This is a genomic window from uncultured Jatrophihabitans sp. (assembly GCF_964252635.1).
Taxonomy (GTDB): Bacteria; Actinomycetota; Actinomycetes; order Mycobacteriales; family Jatrophihabitantaceae; genus Jatrophihabitans.
Genome location: NZ_CAXUNP010000015.1, coordinates 67089 through 94019, shown reverse-complemented (window position 1 = coordinate 94019; position 26931 = coordinate 67089). Strand labels below are relative to the sequence as shown.

Annotated in this window: 28 protein-coding genes, 1 tRNA gene and 1 pseudogene; 18 read left to right on the top strand and 12 right to left on the bottom strand. The window is 71.9% G+C overall.

Features of this window, described 5'->3' with window-relative positions:
• The 3 genes from ACFFCA_RS09435 to ACFFCA_RS09425 form a co-directional block, all read left to right on the top strand.
• Positions 1-275 (top strand): hypothetical protein (locus ACFFCA_RS09435; protein WP_375484070.1); only part of this gene is annotated, 275 nt, incomplete at its 5' end.
• A gap of 100 nt (positions 276-375) precedes the next feature.
• A complete protein-coding gene (locus ACFFCA_RS09430) occupies positions 376-1215 on the top strand; it encodes a hypothetical protein (RefSeq protein ID WP_375484068.1) in 840 nt (279 codons plus the stop codon).
• 159 nt (positions 1216-1374) lie between these two features.
• Positions 1375-2025 (top strand): class F sortase, encoded by a 651-nt coding sequence (locus ACFFCA_RS09425; RefSeq protein ID WP_375484066.1) that lies wholly within the window; start codon positions 1375-1377, stop codon positions 2023-2025.
• A gap of 176 nt (positions 2026-2201) precedes the next feature.
• Here ACFFCA_RS09425 and ACFFCA_RS09420 read toward each other — a convergent pair whose 3' ends face one another.
• Positions 2202-2966 (bottom strand): SDR family NAD(P)-dependent oxidoreductase, encoded by a 765-nt coding sequence (locus ACFFCA_RS09420; protein WP_375484064.1) that lies wholly within the window; start codon positions 2964-2966, stop codon positions 2202-2204.
• Positions 2967-3075: 109 nt separating this feature from the next.
• Positions 3076-3525: a MarR family winged helix-turn-helix transcriptional regulator gene (locus ACFFCA_RS09415; protein ID WP_375484063.1), complete on the bottom strand. Its 450-nt coding sequence runs from the start codon at positions 3523-3525 to the stop codon at positions 3076-3078.
• A gap of 61 nt (positions 3526-3586) precedes the next feature.
• On the opposite strand from ACFFCA_RS09415, the gene ACFFCA_RS09410 reads away from it, so the two are divergent.
• The 3 genes from ACFFCA_RS09410 to ACFFCA_RS09400 all read left to right on the top strand — a co-directional run bounded on the left by ACFFCA_RS09410 (position 3587) and on the right by ACFFCA_RS09400 (position 7131).
• Positions 3587-4405: an NAD-dependent epimerase/dehydratase family protein gene (locus ACFFCA_RS09410; RefSeq protein ID WP_375484061.1), complete on the top strand. Its 819-nt coding sequence runs from the start codon at positions 3587-3589 to the stop codon at positions 4403-4405.
• A 97-nt stretch (positions 4406-4502) separates the two neighbouring features.
• Positions 4503-6830 (top strand): FUSC family protein, encoded by a 2328-nt coding sequence (locus ACFFCA_RS09405; protein ID WP_375484059.1) that lies wholly within the window; start codon positions 4503-4505, stop codon positions 6828-6830.
• Positions 6831-6894: 64 nt separating this feature from the next.
• Positions 6895-7131, top strand: coding sequence for a hypothetical protein (locus ACFFCA_RS09400; RefSeq protein ID WP_375484057.1), 237 nt, complete (start codon positions 6895-6897; stop codon positions 7129-7131).
• 5 nt (positions 7132-7136) lie between these two features.
• Here the strand turns inward: ACFFCA_RS09400 and ACFFCA_RS09395 are convergent.
• Positions 7137-7210, bottom strand: a tRNA-Gly gene (locus ACFFCA_RS09395).
• Positions 7211-7329: 119 nt separating this feature from the next.
• On the opposite strand from ACFFCA_RS09395, the gene ACFFCA_RS09390 reads away from it, so the two are divergent.
• The 4 genes from ACFFCA_RS09390 to ACFFCA_RS09375 are packed head-to-tail and all read left to right on the top strand — an operon-like array spanning position 7330 to position 10480.
• The gene (locus ACFFCA_RS09390) at positions 7330-8457 is read left to right on the top strand and encodes a cysteine--tRNA ligase (RefSeq protein WP_375484056.1); all 1128 of its coding nucleotides are present in this window, start codon (positions 7330-7332) and stop codon (positions 8455-8457) included.
• 16 nt (positions 8458-8473) lie between these two features.
• The gene (locus ACFFCA_RS09385; protein ID WP_375484054.1) at positions 8474-8938 is read left to right on the top strand and encodes a hypothetical protein; all 465 of its coding nucleotides are present in this window, start codon (positions 8474-8476) and stop codon (positions 8936-8938) included.
• The gene (locus ACFFCA_RS09380; RefSeq protein ID WP_375484052.1) at positions 8935-9849 is read left to right on the top strand and encodes a phosphotransferase enzyme family protein; all 915 of its coding nucleotides are present in this window, start codon (positions 8935-8937) and stop codon (positions 9847-9849) included. The genes ACFFCA_RS09385 and ACFFCA_RS09380 overlap by 4 nt, the downstream gene beginning before the upstream one ends.
• Positions 9850-9880: 31 nt before the next feature.
• Positions 9881-10480, top strand: a complete 600-nt coding sequence (locus ACFFCA_RS09375) for a DJ-1/PfpI family protein (protein WP_375484050.1) — start codon at positions 9881-9883, stop codon at positions 10478-10480.
• A gap of 9 nt (positions 10481-10489) precedes the next feature.
• Here the strand turns inward: ACFFCA_RS09375 and ACFFCA_RS09370 are convergent, their stop codons facing one another.
• The gene (locus tag ACFFCA_RS09370) at positions 10490-10963 is read right to left on the bottom strand and encodes a ribose-5-phosphate isomerase (protein WP_375484048.1); all 474 of its coding nucleotides are present in this window, start codon (positions 10961-10963) and stop codon (positions 10490-10492) included.
• Positions 10964-11034: 71 nt separating this feature from the next.
• Here ACFFCA_RS09370 and ACFFCA_RS09365 point away from each other — a divergent pair, with 71 nt between their 5' ends.
• Entirely contained in the window at positions 11035-12048 is a 1014-nt protein-coding gene (locus tag ACFFCA_RS09365; protein WP_375484046.1) for a cytochrome c oxidase assembly protein, read from the top strand.
• An 18-nt stretch (positions 12049-12066) separates the two neighbouring features.
• Here ACFFCA_RS09365 and ACFFCA_RS09360 read toward each other — a convergent pair whose 3' ends face one another.
• Both ACFFCA_RS09360 and ACFFCA_RS09355 read right to left on the bottom strand, forming a co-directional pair.
• Positions 12067-12405 (bottom strand): DUF952 domain-containing protein, encoded by a 339-nt coding sequence (locus ACFFCA_RS09360; RefSeq protein ID WP_375484044.1) that lies wholly within the window; start codon positions 12403-12405, stop codon positions 12067-12069.
• Between the two features lie 19 nt (positions 12406-12424).
• Positions 12425-13075, bottom strand: a complete 651-nt coding sequence (locus ACFFCA_RS09355; RefSeq protein WP_375484076.1) for a TetR/AcrR family transcriptional regulator — start codon at positions 13073-13075, stop codon at positions 12425-12427.
• 175 nt (positions 13076-13250) lie between these two features.
• On the opposite strand from ACFFCA_RS09355, the gene ACFFCA_RS09350 reads away from it, so the two are divergent.
• Positions 13251-14165 carry an NAD-dependent epimerase/dehydratase family protein gene (locus tag ACFFCA_RS09350; RefSeq protein WP_375484042.1) on the top strand — a complete coding sequence of 305 codons (915 nt, stop codon included), beginning with the start codon at positions 13251-13253 and terminating at the stop codon, positions 14163-14165.
• A 9-nt stretch (positions 14166-14174) separates the two neighbouring features.
• Here the strand turns inward: ACFFCA_RS09350 and ACFFCA_RS09345 are convergent, their stop codons facing one another.
• A complete protein-coding gene (locus ACFFCA_RS09345) occupies positions 14175-14813 on the bottom strand; it encodes a disulfide bond formation protein DsbA (protein WP_375484040.1) in 639 nt (212 codons plus the stop codon).
• A gap of 34 nt (positions 14814-14847) precedes the next feature.
• Positions 14848-15303, bottom strand: a complete 456-nt coding sequence (locus tag ACFFCA_RS09340) for a peroxiredoxin (protein ID WP_375484038.1) — start codon at positions 15301-15303, stop codon at positions 14848-14850.
• A gap of 145 nt (positions 15304-15448) precedes the next feature.
• Between ACFFCA_RS09340 and pepN the strand changes: the two genes are divergently transcribed.
• Both pepN and ACFFCA_RS09330 read left to right on the top strand, forming a co-directional pair.
• Positions 15449-18022 carry an aminopeptidase N gene (gene pepN, locus ACFFCA_RS09335; protein ID WP_375484036.1) on the top strand — a complete coding sequence of 858 codons (2574 nt, stop codon included), beginning with the start codon at positions 15449-15451 and terminating at the stop codon, positions 18020-18022.
• Positions 18023-18119: 97 nt separating this feature from the next.
• Positions 18120-19406 carry a lytic transglycosylase domain-containing protein gene (locus tag ACFFCA_RS09330; RefSeq protein ID WP_375484034.1) on the top strand — a complete coding sequence of 429 codons (1287 nt, stop codon included), beginning with the start codon at positions 18120-18122 and terminating at the stop codon, positions 19404-19406.
• 15 nt (positions 19407-19421) lie between these two features.
• Here ACFFCA_RS09330 and ACFFCA_RS09325 read toward each other — a convergent pair whose 3' ends face one another.
• The 3 genes from ACFFCA_RS09325 to ACFFCA_RS09315 form a co-directional block, all read right to left on the bottom strand.
• On the bottom strand, positions 19422-19841 hold the full coding sequence (locus tag ACFFCA_RS09325; RefSeq protein ID WP_375484032.1) for a DUF5130 family protein: 420 nt from the start codon (positions 19839-19841) through the stop codon (positions 19422-19424).
• Positions 19831-20067, bottom strand: a complete 237-nt coding sequence (locus ACFFCA_RS09320) for a hypothetical protein (protein ID WP_375484030.1) — start codon at positions 20065-20067, stop codon at positions 19831-19833. Before ACFFCA_RS09320 ends, ACFFCA_RS09325 begins: the two co-directional genes overlap by 11 nt.
• 63 nt (positions 20068-20130) lie before the next feature.
• A complete protein-coding gene (locus tag ACFFCA_RS09315; RefSeq protein ID WP_375484028.1) occupies positions 20131-21546 on the bottom strand; it encodes an amidase in 1416 nt (471 codons plus the stop codon).
• A gap of 114 nt (positions 21547-21660) precedes the next feature.
• On the opposite strand from ACFFCA_RS09315, the gene ACFFCA_RS09310 reads away from it, so the two are divergent.
• Positions 21661-22896, top strand: coding sequence for an aminotransferase (locus tag ACFFCA_RS09310; RefSeq protein ID WP_375484026.1), 1236 nt, complete (start codon positions 21661-21663; stop codon positions 22894-22896).
• Between the two features lie 4 nt (positions 22897-22900).
• Here the strand turns inward: ACFFCA_RS09310 and ACFFCA_RS09305 are convergent, their stop codons facing one another.
• A complete protein-coding gene (locus ACFFCA_RS09305; RefSeq protein ID WP_375484024.1) occupies positions 22901-23434 on the bottom strand; it encodes an HNH endonuclease in 534 nt (177 codons plus the stop codon).
• A gap of 127 nt (positions 23435-23561) precedes the next feature.
• Between ACFFCA_RS09305 and ACFFCA_RS09300 the strand changes: the two genes are divergently transcribed.
• The 3 genes and pseudogenes from ACFFCA_RS09300 to ACFFCA_RS09290 all read left to right on the top strand — a co-directional run bounded on the left by ACFFCA_RS09300 (position 23562) and on the right by ACFFCA_RS09290 (position 26928).
• Positions 23562-24605: a mechanosensitive ion channel family protein gene (locus tag ACFFCA_RS09300; protein ID WP_375484022.1), complete on the top strand. Its 1044-nt coding sequence runs from the start codon at positions 23562-23564 to the stop codon at positions 24603-24605.
• 67 nt (positions 24606-24672) lie between these two features.
• Positions 24673-26112: pseudogene (locus ACFFCA_RS09295) on the top strand (sulfatase).
• Positions 26113-26199: 87 nt separating this feature from the next.
• The gene (locus ACFFCA_RS09290; protein ID WP_375484020.1) at positions 26200-26928 is read left to right on the top strand and encodes a DUF4232 domain-containing protein; all 729 of its coding nucleotides are present in this window, start codon (positions 26200-26202) and stop codon (positions 26926-26928) included.
• The last annotated feature ends 3 nt before the right edge of the window (positions 26929-26931 follow it).

The following is a 26931-nucleotide window of genomic DNA, read 5'->3' as shown; positions in this document are numbered from 1 at the left end:
CACCCGAACCGGGCGGCCACCTGCTGCCCGCACTCGTCCCACGGAGTCAAGCGATGAACATTGACAAGAACCAGATTCTCGAGCTGCTGAAGAGCCAGGGCCAGGGCGACAAAGCCGCACAGGCTGACGGAGAACTGCCCGATCAGGTCGACACCGACAACGACGAACACAAGAACCTGCTCTCGAAGTTCGGTGTGAACCCGGCTGATCTCATCGCCAAGTTCGGCGGCAACCTCCCCGGCGGCCTGGGCGACAAGCTCGGCGGTCTGCTCTGACGATGGATCGCGTCACCAGCATCCGCCACTGCCGACGCGGCGCGACAGCCGTCGCCCGAGTCGACGTCACCCCACCCGACGAACGAACACAGGAGACACCTTGAGCCACCCGATAGGAGCAGGCGCCGGTGGACCCTCCGGCTCCCATCCCCTCGACGACGGCAAGCACCGACGCGGCGCAGGGTGGTGGCGGTGGCTGCTGGCGCTGATCCTGCTGCTGGTTCTGGCCCTACTGATCGTCTTGCTGGTGCGGCACTTCCGCGACAAGGACGACACCACAGCGGGCACGAAGGCACTGCCGAGCGCGTCCGCAGCGACCACGTCGGCATCCACTCCGACGTCCGCCACTTCTGCACCCGCCATTCCGACATCGGCTGCCTCGTCGATTGCGACGGCACCGAGCTCCACGGCCGTCCCCGCAGTGGCCGTGGCCAGTTGCACAAAGCCCACGCTCACCGTGTCACCGGCGACGGCCCGCGGCGGACAGACGGTGACCGTGACCGGCCGGCACTTCTCCGGCTGCCGCGCCACCACCGGCAACGCCACGCCCACAGCGACTCTGCCCGTCAACATCGGCGTCGTTGGCAGCACCACGGTCGGCAACGCCCTGGCGAGGGCTCGTACCAGCGCCGGCGGCTCCTTCACGGTCCGTTTCGCGTTCCCCGCCGCTGCAGGCCGCACCAGCGTCACGCTCGCCGCGGCATCGAGGGACACGAGGACCACTCTCGCGTACGCCGGCGCGAGGTCCGTCTCGTACCGCATGAACGGGACCGGACCCGGCGGCGACATGCCGACTGCGGTGCCGGCCGGCAACGGTGGCCATGCGGCCGCCACCGCCGACACGACCGTCGACACGCAACTGGGCCTGCTCGTCGGCGGGCTCCTGCTCGCGGTAGGCGGCACCACTGTGCTCGCCACTCGTCGTCGCGCCAGCCGGTGACGGTCGGTCACGGCAGGCCCACCCGGTCCCGGGTGGGCCTGCCGGGAGCGTAATCACGCACGCCGGCCGCAAGACGACGCCACACCCTCCTCCCATGGCAAAGGAACGACCATCGAACGCCGGACCGGTCCGCACCGCCACCGCCGGGTTGTCACGTTCGTGGCAGCCGCGGTCGTGGCCATCGGCCTCGTGCTGGCCGGCGTCGCACTTGTCGGACTGCGCCATGATCGCGGCTCGCCGACCTCGTTCGGGTCCCTGGCGCTCCGACCCGCAAGCCTCGGCCCGGCCACTCGCGCGCCGGCTCCGGAGACGCGTGCCTCCAGCGAGCGGGTCAGCGGCGGCGCACGCGCGACGTCAGCACGATCGACCCGCCCGGTCCTGCTGCGCATCCCCGCCCTCGGTCTGACCGCCCCGGTCGAACGGGTCGTCACCAGCGGCGGGGTGCTCGGCGTACCCGATGACGTCGGCCACGTCGGCTGGTGGGTCGGCAGCGCTCTCCCCGGCTCCCCCGCCGGCGCGACCGTCATCGACGGACACGTCGACTCCGCGGTCGAGGGCGACGGAGCGCTGTTTCGCGTCGGCGATTTGCGCGTCAAACAGCGCGTCACGCTGACGACCGAGAACGGACGCCAGGTTGGTTACCGGGTCTTCGCACGCCGCGTCTACTCCAAGACCCGTGCCCTGCCGACCACGCTTTTCGATACGGTCGGTGCACCACGGCTCGTGCTCATCACCTGTGGGGGACCGTTCGACCCCGCGGCGCACTCCTACCGCGACAACATCGCCGTCTTCGCCCGCCCCGTCACTTGATCCGACCGGGGCCTGGCCCGACCCGACCCGAGCCGTGGATGTGTCCGCTGCCCTGGCGCCTGATGACCGACCACGATCTCACCTTGCGACCGAGCGCGAGCCCGTACCGCGCTGGCCGCCCGGCACAGACGGCCCGCGCCGCCTGACACGCGCCCGGGCAGGAGGGCCGACCGGCCTCAGCCCTCCTGCTCGGTCGGCCGGATGAGCAGCTCGTTCACGGCCACGCGGCGCGGACGGGTGACGATGTAACCGATGGCGTCGGCGATGTCCTCGGCCTCCATCCGCTCCATGTCGGCGAAGCGCGACATGGACGCCTCGCGGACCTCGTCGCGCAGATGGTCGGTGAGCTCGGTCGCCACCGCGCCCGGCTCGACCAGCGCGACCCGCACGTGGCGCTTCGTGACCTCCTGGCGCAGCGACTCCCCGAACGCGCCGACGCCGTGCTTGGTGAGGCTGTAGACGCCGTTGCCGTTGCGTGCCACGCGCCCGGCGACGCTGCTGACGAGCACGAGGTCGGCGACCCGGCGCGGGCCACCGTCCGCCGCGGCCAGCAGGTGCGGCAGGGCTGCGTGCGTGGTGTGGAGCAGGCCCTTCAGGTTCAGGTCGATCATGCGCTCCCACTCCTCGGCCGGTGCGTCGACGACCGGTCCGAGCAGCATCACCCCGGCGTTCGCGACCACCGTGTCGAGCCGGCCGAAGTGTTCGACCGCCGACGCGACCGCGGCCCGCGCCTCGGCCTCGACCGTCACGTCGGTCTCGAGGACCAGCGCCTCACCGCCGGCCTCGTCGATGCGAGCCGCCAGATCGGTGAGCCGGTCCTGGCGGCGCGCCGCGATGGCGACCTTCGCCCCGCGCCGCGCCAGCTCGATCGCTGTCGCTTCGCCGATGCCGCTGCTCGCGCCGGTGACCAGCGCGACCGTTCCGTCCAAGGTGTCAGCCATGCGTCCATCGTGCCCGCTGCGGGCGCCCTTTCGTCACTGGTGCTCGAGCCGTTCCGCCCGCCGGGCCGGCTCGCCCACGTGATCCTGAGACGCCCGGAGTGACCCACCGTCACCGGCGTCGGTCGGCGGCCGCGATGCGGACGAGCAACGCGCGCAGCTGCGCCTGCTCGTCGGCGTCCAGGTCGGCGAGCAGCCGCCGCTCGGCCTTGTCGCTGGCGCGCGTTGCTCTGCTCAGGACCTGTTGACCTGCCTCGGTCAGGGCGACGACGTTGCGACGACGGTCCCCGTCGTCGGCGTGCCGCGCCACCAGACCCTTGCTCTCGAGCCCGTCGAGCAGGGCCACCATCGTCGTCCGGTCGATCTTGAGGCGGGCGGCGGCTTGCTGCTGGGACTCCGGTTCCCGTGCCTGGAGGAGCAACAGGACCGCGAGTTCGCGGCCGTTGATCCCGAAGGGCTCCAGGTGCTCCTGATGCAGATCCTCGAGGTCCAGGAGAGCGCGCTTGAGCAGGTAGGTCAGCCGACGGCTGAGCCGTGGCCCCAGGTCGGCCTCGTAGGTCACGACGCAAGGTTACTGCTACGCTGATTGTCAGTATTACTGACGATCAGTTAGGGAGACCATCATGACTACAGTGCTACTTACCGGGGCGACCGGCCTGGTCGGATCGCGCCTGCTGCCGCGCCTGGCGCAATCGGGCTTCGACTGTCGCGCCCTCGTCCGCGCGGACGTCGAGGTCCCGCCCGGCACGACCGCGGTCCGTGGCGATCTCGCCGACCCCGGGTCCCTGCGGGCCGCGGTCGGGGGCGTCGACGTGGTCGTTCATCTCGCCGCGCTGTTCCGGACGGATGACGAGGACGCCGTCTGGCGTGCCAACTTCGACGGCACACGCAACCTGATCGACGCGGTCAAGGCGTACGCACCGGCCGCCCGGTTCGTCATGAGCAGCACCGGCAACGTCTACGACGCCGACGCCGCGCGTCCCGCTCTCGAGACCGACACCTGCTCGCCGACGGCCGCCTACCCGGCGAGCAAGGTGGCCGCCGAGCAGCTCCTGCGCGACAGCGGCCTGACCTGGTCCGTCCTGCGGTTGCCGTTCGTCTACGGGGACGGCGACGGGCACCTCGCGTCCCTCGGAACACTGGCGGAGCGCTTCGGGCTGCACCCGGCACACACCTACTCCGTCGTGCACCATCGCGACGTCGCCACCGTCGTGCGCCTTGCCCTGACCGGCGCCATGGACGGGCGGATCGTGAACGTGACCGACGATGCGCCCGCCACCGTGTACGAGATGACCGCTCTCGGCGGCAACCCGGTCGCGACCAGCGCCGAGCCGCTCGAACACCCGTGGTCCGGTCGGATGGACGGGACGCTGGTGCGTGAGCTCGGCTTCCGGGCGACCGTGCCGACCATCCACGCGGCAGCACGCGACGGGATCCTCTAGACCGCGCAGCGCGGGGGCGCGATGCCCTCGACAGGACGCACGGATCGGCGCGAGCATAGGGGCGGCAGGCGTCCCGACGAGCGGATGAGGCGGATCAATGAGCCCGTTGGCATGGCTGCGGGCCCACGATCCCGGACTGGCCGCTCTGCGCCGGGCCGCCCGTACCGCCATCGTCATGCCCGGCCTGTTCGCGCTGGGCATGCAGGTGATCGGCAACGCTCAGATCGCCACGTTCGCCGCCTTCGGCGCGTTCGCCATGCTGCTGTTCGTCGACTTCTCCGGACCCGTCCAGTACCGGCTGGAGGCGCACCTCGGCCTCGGCGTCACCGGTGCCGCCCTGGTCTGTCTCGGCACGCTGGCGTCGCACAACGCAGTCGTCGCCGCGATCGCGACCACCCTCGTGGGATTGGTGGTGCTGTTCGTCGGCGTGATCAGCTCGGTACTCGCCGGGGCGACCACCGCCCTGCTGATCGCGTTCGTCCTGCCGGTGACGACACCGGCCCCGGCGTCGACGATCCCGGACCGCCTCACCGGGTGGGCGCTGGCGACCGGGGCGGCGACCGGGGCGGTGGTGGTGTTGTGGCCGTCGGCCAGGCCCGATCGGCTGCGTGCGTCGGCGACCACGGTGTGCCGCCTACTCGGTGACCTGCTGCGCGCACAGACGGAGGACACGGCTCGTCACGACACCCAGCACCGTGACGAGCCGGACCTCGCCGACCGCGTGACCGAGGCGACGGAGGCCCTCGAACGCCTGTTCTTCGCGACCCCGTACCGGCCGACCGGCCTGACGTCGTCCGCCCGTGCCCAGGTCCGGCTCGTGGACGAGCTGGGCTGGCTCTGCCGAATCGTCCCGCGTGCGGGTGCGGACTCACCAGAGGCAGGCGCACAGCAGGTTCGGGCGGTCGTCACGGCCGTGGCCGATCTGCTCGAGGCGGGAGCCGCCCTCCTCGAGGCCCCCTACCGCAGCGGCGGGGATCTGTCTGGTGAGCTCGCCGAGCTCCGGGCGGCCCTGCACGACATGGAGTACCGGGCCACTGGCTCGATGCCGATCGCGATCCGCGGCGCGTCGGATCGTGCCCGGGCCATGGTCAGCTCTTTGGAGCCGACCTTCCGGGCCCAGGAGCTGAGTTACGCAGCGTCCGTCGTCGCCGCCAACATCGAACGCGTGGTGTCCGCCGAACAGCGCACGTGGTGGGCCCGCGTGCTCGGTCACCAGCCCGACGGCATCAGTGGGCCGCTGGCCTCGGCGCACGAACGGGCCGGAGCCCACGTCGAGTGGCATTCGGTGTGGCTGCACAACAGCCTGCGCGGTGCCTTCGCGCTGGGCGCGGCGGTACTGGTTGCGAATCTGACCGGCGTGCAGCACTCGTTCTGGGTCGTCCTGGGCACGTTGGCCGTGCTGCGTTCCAACGCTCTGAACACCGGCCAGAACTCGCTACGTGGCATCCTCGGCACATCCGGGGGCTTCGTCGTCGGCGGCCTGGTCGTGGCGGTCGTCGGGACGAACACGACCGTGTTGTGGGTGCTCCTGCCGGTGGCGGTACTGCTGGCCGGCCTTGCCCCGACCACGCTGTCCTTCACGGCCGGGCAAGGAGCGTTCACGCTGACCCTGGTGATCCTCTACAACATCATCGCGCCGGTCGGCTGGAAGGTGGGCCTGACCCGCGTGGAGGACATCGCCATCGGCTGTGCGGTGAGCGTGGCCGTCGGCGTGCTGTTCTGGCCGCGCGGGGCCGGCCGTGCCCTGGGCCGGGCGCTGGCCGAGGCCTACACCGACAGCGCGACCAACCTGAGCGCCGCGGTGTCCTACGCCGTGCAGCGCTGCCGACCCGGCGCGCCGGCCACGATCACGCCGACCGCCGAGGCGTACGCAGCCGCCGCCTCGGCGCGACGCCTGGACGACGCCTTCCGCGGCTACCTCGCCGAACGCGGCAGCAAGCCGGTCCCTCTCGCCGAGGTCACCGCACTGGTCACCGGGGTGGCCGGCTTACGGCTGGCCGCGGACTCCGTCCTCGACCTCTGGACCTCGGACTCCGCCACGTTCACCGACCACGCGGCGCCCGTGCCCCAACTCGACGCTGCCGTCGCTGCCGTCACGCAGTGGTACGCCAGCCTCGCCGAAGCCCTGGTGCGCGGCACGGCGGCTCCTTCGCCGCAGGGGCCCACGACGGCCGCCGACGCGCAGCTGATCGCCACCATCGGACACGACCTGGCCGACCCCGACGGCTACGGCACGGCCACCGCGGTGCGGCTCGTCTGGACCGCCGACCACGTCGACGCCGTGCGCCGCCTGGAAGCGCTGCTCGCGGCGCCCGCCCACGCCGTCGCGGAGGTACGGGGGCGCGACACCAGGTCGATCCTTCGCAGCCTGAGGGGTCTCCGCCTCCCCGGGGCGTCCGACGAGATGGCGTCCGGGACGGCCTGAGCCGCGATTGGGTCCCACCGGCCGATCGAGCCGTGACGAGAGCCGAACGTGCGATGCTGGAACCATGTCGTTCAACATGAACATCGGCGGCGGACAGTCGATCTTCGCCCGGGCCTCGACCCGGGTGAACGACGTCGACGCGGAGCTGCGCGACAAGCACACCGGCAAGCCCGCCGAGGACATCAAGCCGCTCGCCATCCTCGCGCTGCGGCGGATCGGCGTCAGCCTGTCGGACGCGGAGCTCGTCGCGTACGCGCATGCGGTCTCGAGCGGCGAGAAGTACCGGTTCCACCTGAGCTGACGTGTTGGAGCGGGCGACGAGAATCGAACTCGCGTAATCAGTTTGGAAGACTGAGGCTCTACCATTGAGCTACGCCCGCGCGCCCCGGAGACGCCGGGTACAGCAGGCACGATACCGGTTCGGCCAACGCCCTTCGCTCGGACGCACCGCCCGCTGGCAGGATGTCCCGTGTGACCGCCCGATGACCAGGCCGAGCCCGTGAACCCGTCCCGTCTGACCGGCCCGCCCATGCGGCTGCGGCTGGCCGGGGAGCTGCTGCCCATGGTCGGGCACGTGCGGATGTACGTCTGCGGCATCACGCCCTACGACGTGACCCACCTCGGCCACGCCTCCACCTTCGTCTGGGCCGACGCGCTCGAGCGGGTGCTGCGCTGGCACGGCCACACGGTGTCGATGGCGCGCAACGTCACCGACGTTGACGACGTGCTCTATGCCGAGGCCCGGCGCCGCGGCGAGGCCCACACCATGCTCGCCACCCTGCAACGCGCCTCGTTCGAGGGGACGATGGCCACCCTGCAGGTGCGTCAGCCGGACCACTCCCCGAGCGCAGCGCAGCACATCGGTCACGTCGTGCAGCTGGCCACGGCGCTGCTCGACCGCGGCGCCGCCTACGAGCGCAACGGCACGGTGTACGCACGGACGGCCGAGACGTACCTGCGGACCGACCTCGACCAGCACACTGCCCTCGAACGCGCGGCCGAGTTCCACGACGACCCCGGCGACCCCGACAAGGACGACCCGCTCGACACCGTCGTCTGGCGGGCCGCCGTGCCCGACGACGAGGTCAGCTGGCCCAGCCCCTGGGGCGACGGGCGCCCCGGCTGGCACGCCGAGTGCGCGGCCATGGTGCTGGCGCTCTACGGGTCCTCACTCGACCTGCACTGCGGTGGCGCCGACCTCGAGTTCCCGCACCACGCCTGCGAGTCGGCGCTCGCCGAGGCGGCCACCGGCGTCACGCCGTTCGCGCGCGGCTGGTTGCGGGCCGGGCTGGTGTCGGTCAACGGCGCCAAGATGGCCAAGTCCTCGGGCAACCTCGTCCTCGTCGAGGACGTGCTCAAGGAGCACTCCCCCGGCGCCGTCCGCCTGCTCTGCCTGAACCGGCCGTGGTCGTTGCCGTGGGAGTACTCCCCCGCCGCCCTGGCCGACGCCGAGGGCCTGCTCGAGCAGCTCTACTCGGCGGCGGCGGCACCCGGCTCGGTACCCGGGGCGGCCGCCGTCCCCGCGGCGCTGCTCGACGACCTGGACGTCCCCCGAGCCCTGGCCATCGCGCTCGAGGACGGCGGACAGGCCGCGCGCACCTTCATCGAGCTGCTCGCGCTGTCCTGAGGTCGCGACGCCGCCGATGACCGACGAGACCACACCTCGGCGCCGCACGCGTCGGCGGGCGACCGCACGGCAGGGGCCGCCTGTCGCGCGGACCGACGAGCCGCCGGAGGCCCCGTCCACGCGGCCGACAACGGAGGCTCCGCCGGCAACGGAGGCGCCGCCGACGAAGGCGCCGACGAAGGCCGCACCGTCGCGGCGGGCCACGACGACCCCGCCCGAGGCCCTCCGTTCCGACACCGGGCGCCGCGCCGGACGCGCCGCGCAGGGCCGGCGGGCGGACCACGACCTGGCGGGTTCCGGCACCTCGCAGGTCGGCCCCACCGGGGCGATGCGCGCCCGCGACCTCAACCGGCCCACCGCCGATGACCTGGCCGAGGCCGAGGCCGACCTCACCATCGTCCGTCGCCACTGGACCCCGGCCGACGACCAGCACGGCGGCCGGAACGCTTCGGAGCGTCCACCGCGCCGCCGACGCCCGTGAGCTCACCGAAGCAGCTCGCGGACACGGCCCTGCAGCGCTACGACCTGGCCGACGCACGGCTGACCTTCCTCGCCGCGTCCTTCAACACCGTCTACCGGGTGGACGCGCGAGCCGCGTCCTACGTCCTGCACGTCGGGCCCGCGCTGTGCATCCACCACCCTGACGTCGCCGCCGCCCAGGACCGATGGACGCGGCACCTGGAGGCGCGAGGAGTCCCTGTCCCCCGTGTCGTCCGCACCCGCGACGGTGCACCGAGCACCCGTGTCGGGACCGCGACCGGCACCCACGAGTGCACCGTGACGACCTGGGTGCCCGGTGTACCTCTCGCGACCCCGCCCTCGCCTGCTGACGTCCGTGGGCTCGGCACGCTGAGCGCCCGACTGCACGACGCGACCGACCCGGTGGGCACCGCACCGGCCGGGGCGCTGACCTGGCGCTCGGTTCTGCAGTTCGAACTGGCCGACCGGTTGGGCGCGCTTCCCGCCCCGTCGCGCGACGTGCTGCGGAACGCCCACACACGCGCGCAGAGTGCGGTCGACCGACTGTGGCGGCAGGCGAGCACACCACCCCGGCTGGTGCACACCGACCTGACTCCGGCGAACCTCGTCCGTGACGGCGACACCGTCCACGCCCTCGACTTCCAGGACATGGCGTGGGGGCACGTCGAGCAGGATCTGGCCAACACCCTCTACGGGCTGACGCGGGGCCACGACGCGCCGGAGACCCTCGCCGCCCTGCGGGACGGCTACGAGCAGGTGCGGCCGTGGCCCCGTCTCGACCCGGGGTTGCTCCCCGACCTGTTCGCGGCGCGACGGCTGGCGATCGTCAACCTGGCCGTGCACCGGCGACGGCCGGACCTCGACGCCTACGTCAGGCGGCACGTCGACGCCCTGCGCGACCACGCGGACTGAACCGACTCGACCCGCCTGCTTCGATGGCCCCATGACGCAGACCGCCAAGCGCATCGGCATCGTCCTGTTCGACGGCGTGGAGGAGCTGGACGCCGTCGGCCCCTGGGAGGTGCTGGCCTACTGGACGCAGACCCACCCCGACGACGGCTGGACGGTCACGATGCTGTCCGCCGACGGCGCGGCGGTCACCGCCGCCAAGGGCCTGGTGCTCGGCGCGCACGGGGCGCTGCACGACGCCGGTCCGCTCGACGTCGTCGTCCACCCGGGCGGCCGAGGCACCCGCGCCCTGGTCTCCGAGCCGGCGCACCTCGACTGGGTGCGGGCGCGCCGTGCCGATGTGCCGCTGCTGACGAGTGTCTGCACCGGGTCGCTCGTGTACGCGGCCGCGGGCCTGCTGGCCGGGCGGCCCGCCACGACGCACTGGTCGGCGCTGGACGAGCTCCGCGAGCTGGATCCGAGCATCGAGCTGCGTCCGGACGACCGGTTCGTCGACGACGGCGACGTGGTCACCTCGGCCGGGGTGTCGGCCGGTATCGACATGGCGCTGCACCTGGTCGTGCGCCTGGCCGGTGCCGGGCGGGGCCGCGAGGTGCGCCGCGGGATCCAGTACGACCCGGCCCCGCCCGTCTGAGCCCTGCCGTCAGCGGGTCTCGTGCCCAGCGATCGCGCCGGTGGCCTCGTACTCGGCCAGCTCGTTGATGCGCCGCTGGTGCCGTTCGACACCCGAGAACGGCGTTGACAGGAAGATCTCGACGAACCGCAGCATGTCCTCGTCCGGGTGGTTGCGGGCGCCGAGGCTGATGACGTTCGCGTCGTTGTGCTGCCGCGCGAGCGTGGCAGTGTCGTCGCTCCAGACCAGTGCGGCGCGGGTGCCGGTCACCTTGTTCGCGGCGATCTGCTCGCCGTTGCCGGAGCCACCGATGACCACGCACAGGCTGCCCGGGTCGGCGACCATGCGAGCAGCGGCCGTGATGCACGGCGGCGGGTAGTCGTCCTGGTCGTCGAAGGTGTGGGCACCGCAGTCGACGGCCTCGTGACCCAGGCCGGTGATGTGCTCGACGAGCTTGGCCTTGAGCTCGAAACCCGCGTGGTCGCTGCCGAGGTAGACGCGCATGTGCTCATCATGGCAGGAGCGGACGCCACCCGACCCCCGGCCCGCGACCGGGCGGGGCGCACCATGGAGCCGTGGATCTCGCCCTCGACCGTCCGGACGTCGCCGGGGCGCTAACCCAGTGGTCGGTGGAGCCGCTGGCCGTCGTCGTGGTCGTGGTCCTGGCCGTCTCCTACGCCTACGGCGTGCGGCGGCTCAGACGCCCGTGGCCGCGCGGCCGCTCGGCCACCTTCGCAGTCGGCCTGCTGCTGTTCCTCTGGACGACATCGGGGTTCCCCGAGGTCTACGCCGGGTCGCTGTTCTGGGCCTGGACGGCGCAGACCCTGGTGCTGTGGTTGTTCGTCCCCATCGTGGTGCTGTTCGGCCACCCGCTGCAGCTCGCTCGGGCGGTGGGCGGGCCGGGGAGCCGGCTCGACCGCGTGCTGCAGTCCAAGCCGGTGCGCGTCGTCGCCAACCCGCTGATCGGCCCGGCCCTGGTGCCCGCGCTGTCGTTCGTGCTGTTCTTCGGGCCGCTCCCGGGGTGGGCGATCGGCAGCCCGCCGGTCGGCTGGCTGCTCCACCTGGCCCTCGTGCTCGTGGGCGCCGTCATGGTGCTGCCGCTGGTCGGGTTCGAGGACGACATCAGCTCGCTGGCGGTCGGCCTGTCGCTGGCCATCGGGTCCTTCGAGCTCGTCATCGACGCCCTGCCCGGCATCGTGCTGCGCCTGAACACCCACCTGTCGACCTCGTACTTCGACCACGTCGACCGGCACAGCTGGTCGCCGACGCCGCTGCACGACCAGCAGCTGGGCGGCGGCATCCTCTGGACGGTCGCCGAGCTGATCGACCTGCCGTTCCTGTTCCTCGTCTTCCGGCGTTGGCTGCGCGCCGACGCCCGCGACGCGGCCAACATCGACGCCGTCCTGGAGGCCGAGCGTGCGTCTCGGCGCGGGTTCGACACGGATACCGACGCCGATGCCGACGCCGGCGCCCGTGCCGACACCCACGATGCGGGTCCGTGGGAGGACATCGACGCCCGGACCGAGCGCGACGTGCCGTGGTGGGAGGGCGACCCGGCCATGGAACGCCGCCTGCGTCGCCTGCAGTAGGGCTCAGCGCAGTAGTGCTCAGCGGGGCGGCGTGAACGTCCAGTCCCCGTTGGCACCGCGAGCCAGCGGATGCACCGCCACCGCCGCCGCCGTCGGCACGGGCCCGTACACGTGGGGGAACTCCGCGCCGTGACCGTAGGTGTCCTCGACCCGCACCTCGGCGGGGACGGCGTCGGTGTCGACCTCGACGACCACAAGCTCGGGTTCGTCGCGGTAGAGCAGGTTCGCCGTGCCCGCGACCTGCTCGGCGAACGAGAAGTGGACGAAGCCCTCGGCGGCCAGCGACGCAGGCCGGTACTCGCCGGCCTCGACGGCGGCGGCCCAGGCCTGGGGGGTGACGAGATGGAACAGGCGCACCCCGGCATCCTCCCCGACGTCAGGCCAGCCCGATGTGGCGGGCCATCCCCCGCAACTCGTGGTCGAAATAGGCGTCCAGGTCGACGATCGCGTTCTGGTAGCGCCCGAACAGTTCGAAACTCAGCGTGCCGAACAGCTGCGCCCAGGCCGTGAGGAGACGTCCCACGAGGGTGAGGGGGACGCCCTCGGTACCCGGGTACTCGGTCAACCGCTCGAAGTCGGCGCGCACGGCCTTGGGCAGACGGTCGGACGGCGCGGCCACGACGCCCTTGTCCCACCCGTCGCGGACGACGGCGACCGCGACGAGCAGCACCCGCTGCGCGCTCTCGACCGTGTCCATCGGGGCCGCGTAGCCCGGGATGGGCGTCCCGTACAGCAGGGCGTACTCGGCCGGCCGCGCCCGCGACCACTCCCGCACCGCACGGCCGATTGCCATCCACCGGCCGACGAGATCGCGCCGGGCCACCACGGACTCGGCCCGCTCGACGGCGACGCCCATGCTGTCGTACCCGTCGATGATCAGCGCGGTCAGCAGGTCGTCGCGACTGGCGAAGTACCGGTAGACCGCGGACGACACGACCCCGAGCTCGCGGGCCACCGCCCGCAAAGACAGGTCGGACCCGTCCGAGGCCAGGTGCTGACGGGCGACGGTCTTGATGCGCTCGGTCATCTCGGCGCGGGCGAGGTCACGCGCGGTGGGTGCGTCGTTCACATCCCACACTGTGCCAGAGATTCGAGAGCAGTGCACTAATTCGAGAGCACCGCTCTTGACATCGAAAGGAAAGAGAGCAATGCTCTCTGTACCAGCGAGAGCATCGCTCTCCCAATCACGAGAGGAACTCCTCATGACACAGCATCTGATCGTCGGAGCCGGTCCGGTCGGCACCGCCCTGGCCCGCGAACTGCTCGCCCGCGGCGAGGACGTCACCGTCGTCACCCGCAGCGGTTCCGGCATCGACGGCACCGAGCGGGTCAAGGCCGACGCCTCCGACGCGGACCGCCTCAGCGAGCTGGCGCAGGGCGCGGCCGCGATCTACAACTGCGTCAACCCGCCGTACGACAAGTGGGCCGAGACGTGGCCGGCGATCTCGGCGGCGCTGATCACCGCCGCCGAACGTTCCGGGGCCGTCCTGGCCGTCACCGGGAACCTGTACGGCTACGGCAAGGTCGACGCGCCGATGACCGAACAGACACCACTCGCGGCCACCGGCACCAAGGGCCGGGTCCGCAACCGGATGTGGGCCGACGCGCTGGCCGCTCACGAGGCCGGGCGGATCCGGATGTTCGAGGTCCGTGGCAGCGACTACCTGGGCGGCAACTCCTACCTCTCGACCGTGGTGACCCCCGCCTGGCGCAAGGGCCGCACGGCCTACGTGCCCGCCGCCCTCGACGTGCCGCACACCTTCACCGACGTCCGCGACGTCGCGACCCTGCTGGCAACGGGCGTGGGCGACGAGCGAGCCTGGGGCCGCGCCTGGCACGTGCCCAGCCCGGCGCCGCTGACCATGCGTGAGCTCACGACCCTGGCCGCCCAGGCCATGAACGTGCCGAACAAGGTGCGGTCGCTGCCGTACGCCGCGGTGTGGGCGGCCGGGGTGTTCACGCCGTTCGTCAAGGAGCTGCGCGAGACCCAGCACCAGTTCCGGCGCCCCTACGTCCTCGACTCCTCGTCCGCGCAGGAGACGTTCGGGCTGACGCCGCACGCAACCACCGACTCGGTGGCCTTCGACCTCGCCAACGGGGCCCCCGCCCCGCGCTGAAGGAGCTGGTCAGCCGCGCTTCTCGAACTGCGGGCTCTCCGTGCGGGTGCGCTTGAGCTCGAAGAAGTAGGGGTAGCCGGCGAGCAGCCGCGCGCCGTCCCACATGCGCACCGACTCCTCGGGGTCCTCCGGCACGCGGGTGATGACCGGGCCGAAGAACGCGACGCCGTCGATGTGGATGGTGGGCGTGCCGACCTCGTCACCGACCGGGTCCATGCCCTGGTGATGGGACTTGCGCAGCGCGTCGTCGAACTCGGTGGAGTCCGCGGCGTCGGCCAGCGACTCCGGCAACCCGGCCTCGGTGAGGGCCTCGACGATCAGGGCCCGGTCGAACTCACGCCCGTCGTTGTGCTTGCGGGTCCCGAGTGCGGTGTAGAGGTCGCGCAGCACGCCGACGCCGAACTGCTGCTCGGCGGCGATGCAGACCCGGACCGGTCCCCAGCCGCGATCCATGGCCTCCTGGTACTGCGCAGGAAGCTCGTCCCGGCCGGAGTTCAGCACCGACAGCGACATGACACGGAACGTGAGCTCGATGTCGCGGTGCTTCTCGACCTCGAGGATCCACCGCGACGTCACCCAGGCGAACGGGCACAGCGGGTCGAAGTAGAAGTCGACGACGGGACGCTCCGACGGAGCAGTAGTAGTCACGTCAACCACTGTAACCCCGCCGGTGCGACCGGGGTCAGGCCAGCGCGGCGAGGGCCTCGTCGGCGTGCATGTCCATGTTGGTCTCGCTGTGCACGACCTTCTTGACCCGGCGGTCGGTGCCGATGACGAAGGTCCACCGCTTGACCGGCGCCCCGAGCTTGCGGCCAATGGCGCCACGGGACACCCCGAAGATGTCCGCGACGGTGCCCTCGGTGTCGGCCAGCAGGGGGTAGTCGAAGGAATGGGTGTCGGAGAACTGCTTCTGCTTCTCGACCGAGTCGCGGCTGATGCCCACCCGCTGCGCGCCGGCCGCCTGGAAGTCCGCCGCGACGTCGCGGAAGTGACAGGCCTCCTTGGTGCAGCCACCGGTCATCGCGGCCGGGTAGAAGAACAACACCACCGGCCCGTCGGCCAGCAGCCCGCCGAGGGACCGCATCACGCCGGTCTGGTCGGGGAGTTCGAAATCGGGAACCTCGTCGCCTTCACGCATGCCCCACACCCTAGCCAGGACGGGCCTCGCGGGGCGCATCGTGACAGACTTCTCCCATTGGCCCGCGGCGTGAAACCGCACGCGCCGGCCGGCTCGAAGACCGACTCCGGTCGGATTCACGACGTCGAAAGGAAGCGCTTCACCCGTGGCCGTCCCGAATCTCACCCGTACCGATGCGCAGCACCGCGCCGCCCTGCTCCAGGTCGAGTCCTACGACGTCGTCCTGGATCTCACCGACGGCGCCGGGGCGCCCTCCGAGCGCACGTTCCGCTCGACGACCACGGTGCGGTTCACCGCGCGAGCGGGTGAGCAGACCTTCGTCGACGTCATCGCCGACTCCTTCCACACGGTCACCCTGAACGGCGCCGACATCGACGTGTCCGGCTACCGGCCCGAGGACGGCATCCCGCTCACCGGTCTCGCGGAGCAGAACACGCTCGTCGTCGACGCTGACCTGCTGTACACGAACACGGGCGAGGGCCTGCACCGCTTCGTCGACCCGCTCGACAACGAGACCTACCTGTACTCGCAGTTCGAGACGGCCGACGCCAAGCGGATGTTTGCCTGCTTCGACCAGCCGGACCTCAAGGCCACGTTCACGCTGACGATCACCGTTCCCGAGCACTGGCAGGCCTCCTCCAACGGCCGGCTCGAGCGCACCGAGGACCTGGCTGCAGGCAAGCGCCTGCACTTCGCCACGACGGCACGCATCAGCACCTACATCACGGCGCTGGTCGCGGGCCCGTACCACGTGGTCACCGACCATCACGACGGCATCGACCTCGGGCTGTGGTGTCGCAGCACCCTGGCCGACTACCTCGACAGCGAGACCCTGTTCGAGATCACCAAGCAGGGGTTCGACTGGTACCACGCGAACTTCGGCGTCCGGTACGCCTTCGACAAGTACGACCAGCTCTTCGTCCCCGAGTTCAACGCCGGGGCGATGGAGAACGCCGGATGCGTGACCTTCCGCGAGGACTACGTGTTCCGCAGCAAGGTCACCGACGCCCGTTACGAGCGTCGCTGCGAGACGATCCTGCACGAGATGGCCCACATGTGGTTCGGCGATCTCGTCACCATGCGCTGGTGGGACGACCTGTGGCTCAACGAGTCGTTCGCCACCTACGCGTCGGTGCTGTGCCAGACCCGGGCCACCCGCTTCACCGAGGCCTGGGCCACCTTCGCCAACTCCGAGAAGTCGTGGGCCTACCGCCAGGACCAGCTCCCTTCGACACACCCCATCGCCACCGACGCCCCGGACGTCCAGACCGCCGAGGTGAACTTCGACGGCATCACCTACGCGAAGGGCGCCAGCGTGCTCAAGCAGCTCGGCGCCTACGTCGGCGTCGACGCCTTCCTCGCCGGGCTGCGCGAGTACTTCTCCGAGCACGCCTACGGCAACACCACGCTCGCCGACCTGCTGCGCGCCTTGGAAGAGTCCTCGGGCCGCGACCTCGGCGACTGGTCGAAGCTGTGGCTCGAAACCACCGGCATCAACACGGTGCGCGCCGAGTACAGCCTCGACGCGGACGGCACGTTCACCGACTTCGAGATCGTGCAGTCCGCGCCCACCGAGGTGGCCTCGACCAACACGCTGCGCCCGCACCGCCTGGCCGTGGGCCTCTACGAGGAGCAGGGCGGCGTGCTGACGCGCACCCGGCGGGTGGAGCTCGACGTCACCGGCGCTCGCACCGCGGTGGCCGAGCTCGTCGGCACCCGGCGGCCGGCGCTGCTGCTCGTCAACGACGACGACCTGACCTACTGCAAGCAGCGCCTGGACGACACCAGCCTGGCCACCCTGCGCGCCGGCGGGATCGCCAAGCTCGAGTCCCCGCTCGCGCGCGCCCTGTGCTGGTCGGCCGCGTGGGACATGACCCGCGACGGCGAGATGCCGACCCGCGACTACGTCGCCCTGGTGGTGGCCGGCGCCCGGCACGAGACCGACATCGGCGTCATGCAGTCGCTGACCCGCCAGGCGCTGCGGGCGCTGGAGATCTACGCCGACCCGCAGTGGGCACCGCAGGGCTACGCCGCCCTGGGCGACGCCGCGCTGTCGGCCCTCACCGACGACCACGCGGCGGCACCCGGGTCCGACCACCAGCTGGCCTGGACCCACGCCCTGCTCGGCTCGGCCCGCACGCCGGAACAGATCGCCTACGTGCGCGGCCTGCTCGACGGCTCCGCCACGCTCGACGGGCTGGCGGTCGACCACGAGCTGCGGTGGTCGATGCTGATGACGCTGTCTGCCCTCGGGTCGGCGAGCCCGGACGAGGTCGAGGAGGAGCTCGCGCGGGACCCCTCCGCCGCGGGCCAGCGGCACGCAGCCACGGCCCGCGCGTTGCAGCCGACGGCCGCCGCGAAGGAGCAAGCCTGGCACCTGGCCGTGGAGGACGACACGCTGCCCAACGCCATGCAGGAAGCGGTCATCGGCGGGTTCTCACACGCCACCCAGGGCGAGCTGCTCACCCCGTACGTCGAGCGCTATTTCTCGGTGATCGCCGACGTGTGGGAGCGGCGCACCAGCGAGCTGGCGCAGAACGTGGTGGTCGGGCTGTTCCCTACGTGGTCCTCGACGATCACCCGGGAGACGGTCGAGGCGGCCGATACGTTCCTGGCGCGGACGGACGTGCCGAGTGCGCTACGCCGTCTCGTTCAGGAGGGTCGGGCCGACATCCAGCGGGCGTTGCACGCGCGCGCCGCCGACGCAGCGGCGGTCTGACACCCTCGGTTCACCTCACGGTGTCTTGACGTAGGACAAAGAGGGTGGCAGCGTCGGCGGCAGTGACCGCCGTCACCCGTTCCCGGAGTGCACCCTCATGTCGTCCGCCGCGCACCGCTGCCCGCCTCGTCGGGTGCAGCGGCACGCGTCGAGGTTCGCGGCGGCCGGTTGCGTGCTCGCAGCGGCCGGCCTGACCGCTGCGCTCACCGGCGCCTCCACGGCGAACCACGCGGACGCGGGTCCGCAACCGCACCGCGCGGCGGTCGCCCGTGCCGCGGCGCCCACGGTCATGCCCGCCGCCGACTCGGCGACGACGCCGGCGTCCGTGGCGACACCCGCCCGGCCCTCGGTGACCGCCCGGCCGGTGTCGACGCCGGCCCGGCTGGAGCGCGCCGACGTCACGACGGTCAGCGGGCTCGCGTCCGACGGCATCCCGTCCGTGGCCCTGAACGCCTACCGGGTCGCCGCGGCCCGGGTCGGCCACGCGGATCCCGGTTGCGGCATCGACTGGGCGCTGCTGGCCGGTATCGGCCGGGAGGAATCCGATCACGGACGCTTCGCCGGCGCCGTCCTGCACGCCGACGGCCGCTCGACCCCCGCCGTGGTGGGCCCCGCCCTGGACGGCGTTCACTGGGACTACTTCAAGGCCGACGCGGAGTACGTCCGCGTGACCGGCGACGCGACGTTCGCCCACGCCCTCGGCCCCATGCAGTTCATTCCCAGCACGTGGGCGACGTGGGGCGCCGACGCCGACGGTGACCACCGCGCCGACGTGTTCGACATCAACGACGCCGCCCTCGGTGCGGCCCGCTACCTGTGCGCGGCGGGCGGCAACCTGCGCACCCATGCCGGCCAGGTCGCCGCCGTCCTGGCCTACAACCATTCCGACACCTACCTGGCCCAAGTCCTGGCCCTCGCCGACGCGTACCGGCACGGGGTACCCGTCACGGGAATCCCGTCCGGCAACACGACGGGCCCGCTGAGCACACCCCGCCATCGCGGGAAGCTGCCGCCGGTCAACCCGGCACCGCCGACCGCGGCGCAGAAGGGCTCCGGCACCCACAAGACCGGCCCGACCCGCCCGGCGGCCCCGTCGAGCCCGACCGGTTCGTTGCCGACCGCCCCGTCCTCGGGAACCTCGACCTGTCCGACCCGCACGAGCGGCCGCCCGACGGCCTCAGGGTCCTCGACGGCCCCGACCTCACCGTCGCGGTCCGCGTCGGCGTCGGCGTCGGCGTCGGCGTCGACATCAGCATCACGGACGACGCCCACGCCCAGCCCGACCCGGACGTCGACGTCCTCGACCCGGCCGTCGTCGCCCGGCACGTCCACGAGCGCGTCCCGGGCCCCGACTCACACCCCGAGCCGCACGCCCGGCTGCTGAGCGACCATACGGGAGCTAGACGTTGCCGGCGGCGTCGGCCAGCATGCGCAGCCCGGTGACCAGACCGTTCGTGAGGTCTCCGTTGCCGAAGGCGCCGCGCATGGCCAGCGCGGCCAGCGCGCACGAGCGGTTCGGCAGCCGCCGCGCCGACGCCGGCCCGGTGACGATGTGCAGGGTGCGCTGCCCCGGGGACACGGCGAGCAGCACCGACTCGTCGGTGAGCCGCTCGAACAACGCCTCCGCGTGGGCGCGCGTCGGGGCCTTCAGCTCGCCGACGTACACCGAGAAGACCAGGCCCGTCTCCCGACTGGACAGGGTGATGGCCTCGTCGAGGCGGGCCAGCTGCCGGGTCGTGAACGCGCCGTCGCCGCCGATGTTGCCGCGGGGTCCGTGCTGCAGCTCTGGGTGCTTGACCTTGACGATGTCACCACTCACCGCTGGCACCTCCCGTGGCCGTGGTCGAGCTCGAGGCGGACGGCTTGGCGCCGGCGACGACCTCGGGGTGCGGGACGTACCAGGCCGGCTCGAAGTCCCAGGCCTTGCCCGGGCGGTACCGGTTGGGCTGGCGCGCGAGCGACTTGCCGTACACCGCCAGGAAGATGATCAGGACGATGCCCGCGGGGATGCCCACGAACACCAACAGCGTCTGGACGACAGTCACGCCCTCAAGATACCGAGGTGACGCTGAGGGGTTGCAGCCGGACCGACCGGTGCGGGCGAGCGCTCAGTCCGACCAGATCGACGGCCGGCGGGCCCGCCACGGCAGCGCGTCCTCGAGCTGTGCGGCAAGGGCCAGCAAAAGCTGCTCCGCGCCGAGCGCGCCGACCAGCATGATGCCGATCGGTAGCCCGTCCGGGGACTGGTACAGCGGCAGCGAGATCGCCGGCTGACCGGTGGTGTTGTACATGGCGGTGAACGGCGTGTACCGCTTCTGGCGCTCGAAGTCCTCGGCCGGGTCGCCGCCCTCGGTGAACCAGCCGACAGGGCGCGGAGTCATGGCCAGCGTCGGCGCGACCACGACGTCGAGGTGCGCGGACGCGGCCAGGCCGCGCCGCGCGTGCTGGCCGAGCATGCCCAGCGCCTGGGCGAACTGCGGCCCGCTGGCCGCCGCCCCGCGCCCGCGCAGGTACGTGGTCAGCGGACGCAGGAGGTGCTCACGGTCCGCCGGGATCGGTGCCGACGCGGCCGACACCGACCACACCGTCTCGAACAGCGGTACCGCGTCGGGCGGGATCGGCGGTGCGGTGTCCTCGAGGTCGTGCCCCAGCCCTGCGAGCAGCGCGCACGCCTGTTCCCACGCCGCGCGCACCGCGGGCTCGACCGTCATCTCCATCGGAGAGTCGATCAGGGCGCCGATGCGCAACCGACCCGGGTCGCGCTCGCAGGCATCGAGGAACGTGCCGGCCGGTGCGGGCAGCAGCTCCGGGTCGCCGGGTTGCGGGACGGCGACAGCATCCAGAAAGGCGGCCGCATCGCGGACGGTGCGGGCGAGCGGGCCGAGCACCGACAGGCGAACGGCGTCGAGGTCCAGCGGGCCGCGGGGCACCCGTCCGCGCGTGGGCTTGAGCCCGACGAGACCGCAGGCGCTGGCCGGGATGCGGATCGAGCCGCCGCCGTCGCTGCCCTGGGCGATGGGCACCAGGCCGCCGGCCACCGCGGCGCCCGCGCCGCCGGACGAACCGCCGGCCAGGCGGGTGGTGTCCCACGGCGTCCGGGCCGGCGGGCCGATGTCGGTCTCGGTGTAGCAGGGCAGGCCGATCTCGGGTGTCGCCGTCTTGCCGAGGCTGATCGTGCCGGCCGCGCGCAGCAGCCGCACGATCGTGTCGTCGTAGTCGGGCGTGAAGTCCTCGAACGCCGCCGAGCCCAGGCGCGACGGCACCCCGGCGACCATGTTCAGGTCCTTGATCGCGGTGGGCACGCCGAGCAACGGTGGCAGCTCGCCGCCCGCCAGCACGAGATCCTCGGCGGCGGCGGCCTCGGCACGTGCGCGCTCGGCCGTCACGGTGACGAAGGCGCCGAGGCGGTCGTCGAGACGGCCGATGCGGTCGAGGCCGTGCTCGACGAGTTCGGTGGGGCTCACCTCGCGGGCGCGAACGGCCGCGGCCGCCTCGAGGGCACTCAGGTCGTGCAGGGCCGCCATGACCAGACCGTAGCGAGACCTTCGGGGTGGCGCGTTACCGGCTGGCCGCGCCCCATACCCTGAACGCGGATCGGGTCCGATGCCGCAGGGCCCCCGTCGCGAGGAGCGCAGCGCATGGCCACCGCCGCACGCACCGACTACGACCGGTGGCTCGACCGAGGGCTGGCGCTCGACCTCACCCGGGGCAAGCCCAGCCCCGAGCAGCTCGATCTCGCGAACGGCCTGCTCGACCTGCCCGCCGACCGGACGGCGCTGCGGACCGACAAGGACACCCGCAACTACGGCGGCACCGCCCTCGGGCTGCCGGCGCTGCGCGAGATCTTCTCGCCGCTGCTGCAGGTGCCCGCCGACCAGCTCGCGGCCGCGAACAACTCCAGCCTCGAGCTGATGTACCTCACCGTCGCGACGTCGTTCTTCGACTCCCCCGCCACCGGGGCGCCGGCCTGGAAGGACACCTCGACCCCGACGTTCCTGTGCCCCGTGCCCGGTTACGACCGGCACTTCGGCGTCTGTGCCGACCTCGGGGTGAACATGGTGCCGGTGCCCACCACGGCCGACGGCCCGGACATGGACGTCGTGGAGGGTCTCGTGGCCGACGACCCGTCGGTGAAGGGGCTCTGGCTCGTCCCCAAGTACAGCAACCCGGCCGGCACCACCTGCAGCCCCGAGGTCGTCCGCCGGCTCGCTGCGATGCCGACCGCGGCGCCGGACTTCCGGGTCTACTGGGACAACGCCTACGCCGTGCACCACCTCACCGACACCCCCGACGAGCTCGCTGACCTGCTCGCGCTGGCCGAGCAGGCCGGCAACCCCGACCGCGCGTTCGTCTTCGGCTCCACGTCGAAGATCACCTTCGCGGGCGGCGGCGTGTCTTTCGTCGGCGGCTCCCCGTCGAACATGGCCTGGTTCCTCAAGCACGCGGCCAAGCGCACGATCGGCCCGAACCGCATCGTGCAGCTGCAGCACGCCGAGTTCTTCGGCTCCCCCGACGGCGTGCTCGCCCACATGGCCGAGCACCGGCGCATCCTCGAGCCCAAGTTCGCGGCCGTGCAGGACGCGCTCTCGAGCCGGCTGTCCGGGCTGGCGAAGACGTCGTGGTCGACCCCGCACGGCGGCTACTTCGTCAGCCTGCAGGTGCGCCCCGGGACGGCCGCGCGCGTGGTCGGGCTGGCCGGCGACGCGGGCGTGAAGCTGACCCCCGCCGGCGCGCCGTTCCCGGGCGGCGTCGACCCGGAGGACAGCAACATCCGCATCGCGCCGAGCTTCCCGTCCACCGGCGAGCTCGAACAGGCCCTGGCCGTGCTGGCCGACTGCGTCGTCCTCGCCGCCGAGGAGGCCGACGCCGGCTGACCGGTCAGACGGCGGGGGCCACGACGGCCGGGGCCACGGCGGCCTGCGTCAGACCCAGGTAGCGGTCCCACGTGGGCTCGCGCGAGGCCCAGCCCATGACGACGGCGACGGTGGCCGGCGGCTGCACGGGCGGGGTCGGGAGCACCCACCCGATCTCGGCCAGCAGCCGGTCGCCCTTGCGGTGGTTGCACCGCGCGCACGCGGCGACCACGTTCGTCCACACGTGCTGCCCGCCGCGGGAGCGGGGCCGCACGTGGTCGATCGTGTCGGCCCTGACCCCGCAGTAGACGCAGACGTGGGCGTCGCGGTCCAGGACGGCGCGGCGGGTCAGCGGGACGTCGCGCCGGTAGGGCACCCGGACGAATCGGGCCAGCCGCACCACGGTCGGGATCGGCACGGACAGCCGCTCGGAGTGCATCACCCGGTCACTGGACTCGACGACCAGCGCCTTCTCGGCCAGCACGAGCACGACGGCACGGCGCAGCGGCACGACGCACAGCGGCTCGTACGTGGCGTTCAACACCAGCGCTGCACCCATGCGTGACCTCCAGTGCCACCCAGTCAACCGGACGGGGGCCCGAATCGCACGCCCATTCGTGCCACAGACCACAGGTCGGCGCGCCGCGTCGAGGGGTCACCGGGTCGGCCGTGGCATCGTGGTCGCGATGACCGGCACCGACCACCCCGCCCTCAGCAGCCGCCCGGCCGCGGCGGACCCGCACCCCGTCGCGCTGCCGAAGTTCGTGCACGACCACAGTCACGCCTTCTTCGAGGTCCCGATCCGGATCGTCGTGGTCATCGTGGTGACCCTGGTCATCCGGGCCCTGATCCACCGGGTGATCAACCGCGCGGTGCGGCCGGTGGCGGGCGGCGGCGTGCCGCGGATCCTGCGCCCGTTCCGCGAACGCATCCAGACGAGCTCGCTGTTCGAGTCGTCCGGCCTGCTGTCCGAACGGCGCGCGCAACGGGCGAACACCATCGGCTCGGTGCTGAAGTCCGGCGTCTCGTTCGTCATGTTCGTCATCGCGTTCATGCTCATCGTCAGCACGCTGGGCTTCGACCTGGCGCCGTTCATCGCCGGCACGTCCGTGGTCGGTGTCGCCCTCGGCTTCGGTGCGCAGAACATCGTCAAGGACTTCCTGTCCGGCATGTTCATGATGATGGAGGACCAGTACGGGGTCGGGGACGTCATCGACTTCCAGCTCGCGAGCGGCACCGTCGAGGCGGTCGGCCTGCGGAGCACCCGGCTGCGCGACGTCAACGGCACGGTCTGGTACGTCCGCAACGGCGAGGTGCTGCGGGTCGGCAACAAGAGCCAGGGCTACGCGACGGTCGTGCTGGACGTCCCGATCGACGCCTGGGCCGACGTCGGGGTGGCCTCGGAGGCCATGCGCGAGGTCGCGGTCGCGATGCGTGGCGAGGACGCGTGGGAGCACGTCTTCCTCAGCGAGCCCGAGGTGCAGGGCGTCGAATCGCTGACCCGCTACGAGACGGTGATCCGCCTGGTCGCCCGGGTCCGCCCGCTCGAGCAGTGGCGCACCGCCCGGGAGCTGCGCCGCCGCATCCGCGACCGGCTCGACGAGCTCGACATCGGTCATCCCGCTCCGGACGGCGGCACCGAGCTGCACGTGTCGCGCGTCGACCCTGACGCCGGCCCGCCGGCACCCGGCACGCCGCCGGGACCCGCAGGGCCGCCGACCCCGCACTGACTGCGGTCTTACACAACCCTGACCGTGCGTTGACCCGAGCCGCACCTGGCCCGGACACCGTGGACGTATGCGCCGTCTCGTCGTGGCCGCGTCCGTCGCGGTCCTGCTCGCCTCCGTCCTGTCCGCCTGTTCCGGATCCTCGGGAGCGAGTGACGCCGGCGCCAAGAACCCCGCCAAGCCCAACATCGTCTTCGTGCTCACCGACGACCTGTCGATGAACCTGATCAGCCACATGCCGCACGTGCAGGCCCTGCAGAAGCAGGGCACGACGCTGTCGAAGTACTACGTGGTCGACTCCCTGTGCTGCCCGTCGCGGTCAGCGATCTTCACCGGCGAGTACCCGCACGACGACGGCGTGTTCACCAACATGGGCAGCGACGGCGGTTACGACGCCTACAACAGCCACGGCGACCAGCAGAAGTCCTACGCGCTGGCCCTGCAGAAGAGCGGCTACCGCACCGGGTTCATGGGGAAGTACCTCAACGGCTACCAGCCCAAGGACGCCAAGCCCGCGGGTTGGAACGAGTGGGACGTCGCGGGCAACGGCTATCCCGAGTTCGACTACACGCTGAACGAGAACGGCAAGCAGCAGCACTACGGCAAGCAGCCATCGGACTACCTCACCGATGTGCTCTCCAAGAAGGCCGACAGCTTCGTGTCCTCGGCGACCAAGCCGTTCATGCTCGAGGTGGCGACCTTCGCCCCGCACGCCCCGTACACCCCGGCCCCGCGCTACGTGGGTTCGGCGAAGAACGTCCAGTACCCGCGCACCCCGGCCTACAACACGCTGCCGACCGAAGCTCCGTCCTAGCTGGGGCAGCGGGCGCCGATCAACAAGCAGAACGAGCAGCAGTTGCTGAAGGCCTACCGCAAGCGCGTCGCGGCGGACCGCGCCGTGGACGACCTGATCGGCAAGCTGCAGAGCACGCTGCAAGCCAAGGGCCTGGCCAAGAACACTTACGTCGTGTTCAGCTCGGACAACGGCTACCACATGGGCGAGTACCGGCTGCTGGCCGGCAAACAGACCGCGTACGACACCGACGTCCATGTGCCGCTCGTCGTCGCCGGGCCGCACGTCCCGGCCGGGCACACCAGCGACCAGCTGGCCAGCAACATCGACCTAACCCCGACGTTCGAGTCCCTTACCGGCGTGCGCCCGGCCTCGAGCGTCGACGGCGTCGACCTGTCGGGCATCCTGCACGGTGGGCACCCGGCGAACTGGCAACAGGCCGTGCTCGTCGAGCACCACGGCCCGAACGACGCCAAGGGCGACCCGGACGCCCAGAACACCAAGCATGCGGACCCTCCGAGCTACGAGGCGGTGCGCACCGCGAATGCGCTGTACGTCCGCTACGGCAACGGCCAGCAGGAGTACTACGACACGGCGAAGGATCCCTACGAGCTGCACAATCTCGCTGGATCGGGCGTGCCCGCCGCGCTGCCGAGACAGCTGCAGGCACTGCAGACCTGTCACGGCGCATCGGCATGCCAGGCTGCGGCTCGATGAGGGTTCGACGCAACGCTGCGCGCCGCTGCGGTGTCAGAAGTGGAGGGGTCGGCTGACCGGCGATCCCGCACCGACGAAGGGAGCCCCGTGCGCCACCGCACCGCAGCCACCGTCCGAACCGACACGCACGTCCGCGCCGTCCGTACCGTGGCCGGAGCAACCGCGATTCTCGCCGCGGCCGCCCTGACCGCGTGTTCCGGTTCGTCGAACGGCGGTGGTGCGTCGCCGGCGGCCACGACCGTTGCGCCGAGCGCCACCACCACGACCACGGTGCCGGCCGCGACCTCGTCGGCGACCCGGAGTGCTGCTTCCTCCGGCGGGTCGACCGACGGGTCGGCCGACAACCGCGACGGCGTCGTGGTCTGCCAGGAGAGCCAGCTGCGCGCGAGCCTCGACCCCCGCCACGTGAGCGGCTCGTCCACCCGCAACGACCTGGCCGTGATCGTCGACTTCACCAATACGTCCTCGAGCACGTGCACGATCACCGGCTACCCGGGCGCAGCGCTCGAGAACTCCGCGAACCATCAGGTCAAACAGGCCACCCGCACCGTCCGGGGCAAGCTGCTCGGGCTGCCGACCGGTACGAACACGCTGCCGACCGTGACCCTCAAGCCGGGTGCTGTGGCGTCGGCGGGCCTCGAAGGCGTCAACCAGCGTGAGGTCGGCGCGGCCCAGGCCGGCTGTGACGCAAGCTACCCCCGCATCCTCGTCACCCCGCCGGACACCCGGACCGCGGTGCCGTTCGCGATGAAGTGGCCGGTGTGCTTCAGCTTCACCGTGCACCCGACCAACATCGAGAAGAACCCGCCGCAGTAGCCG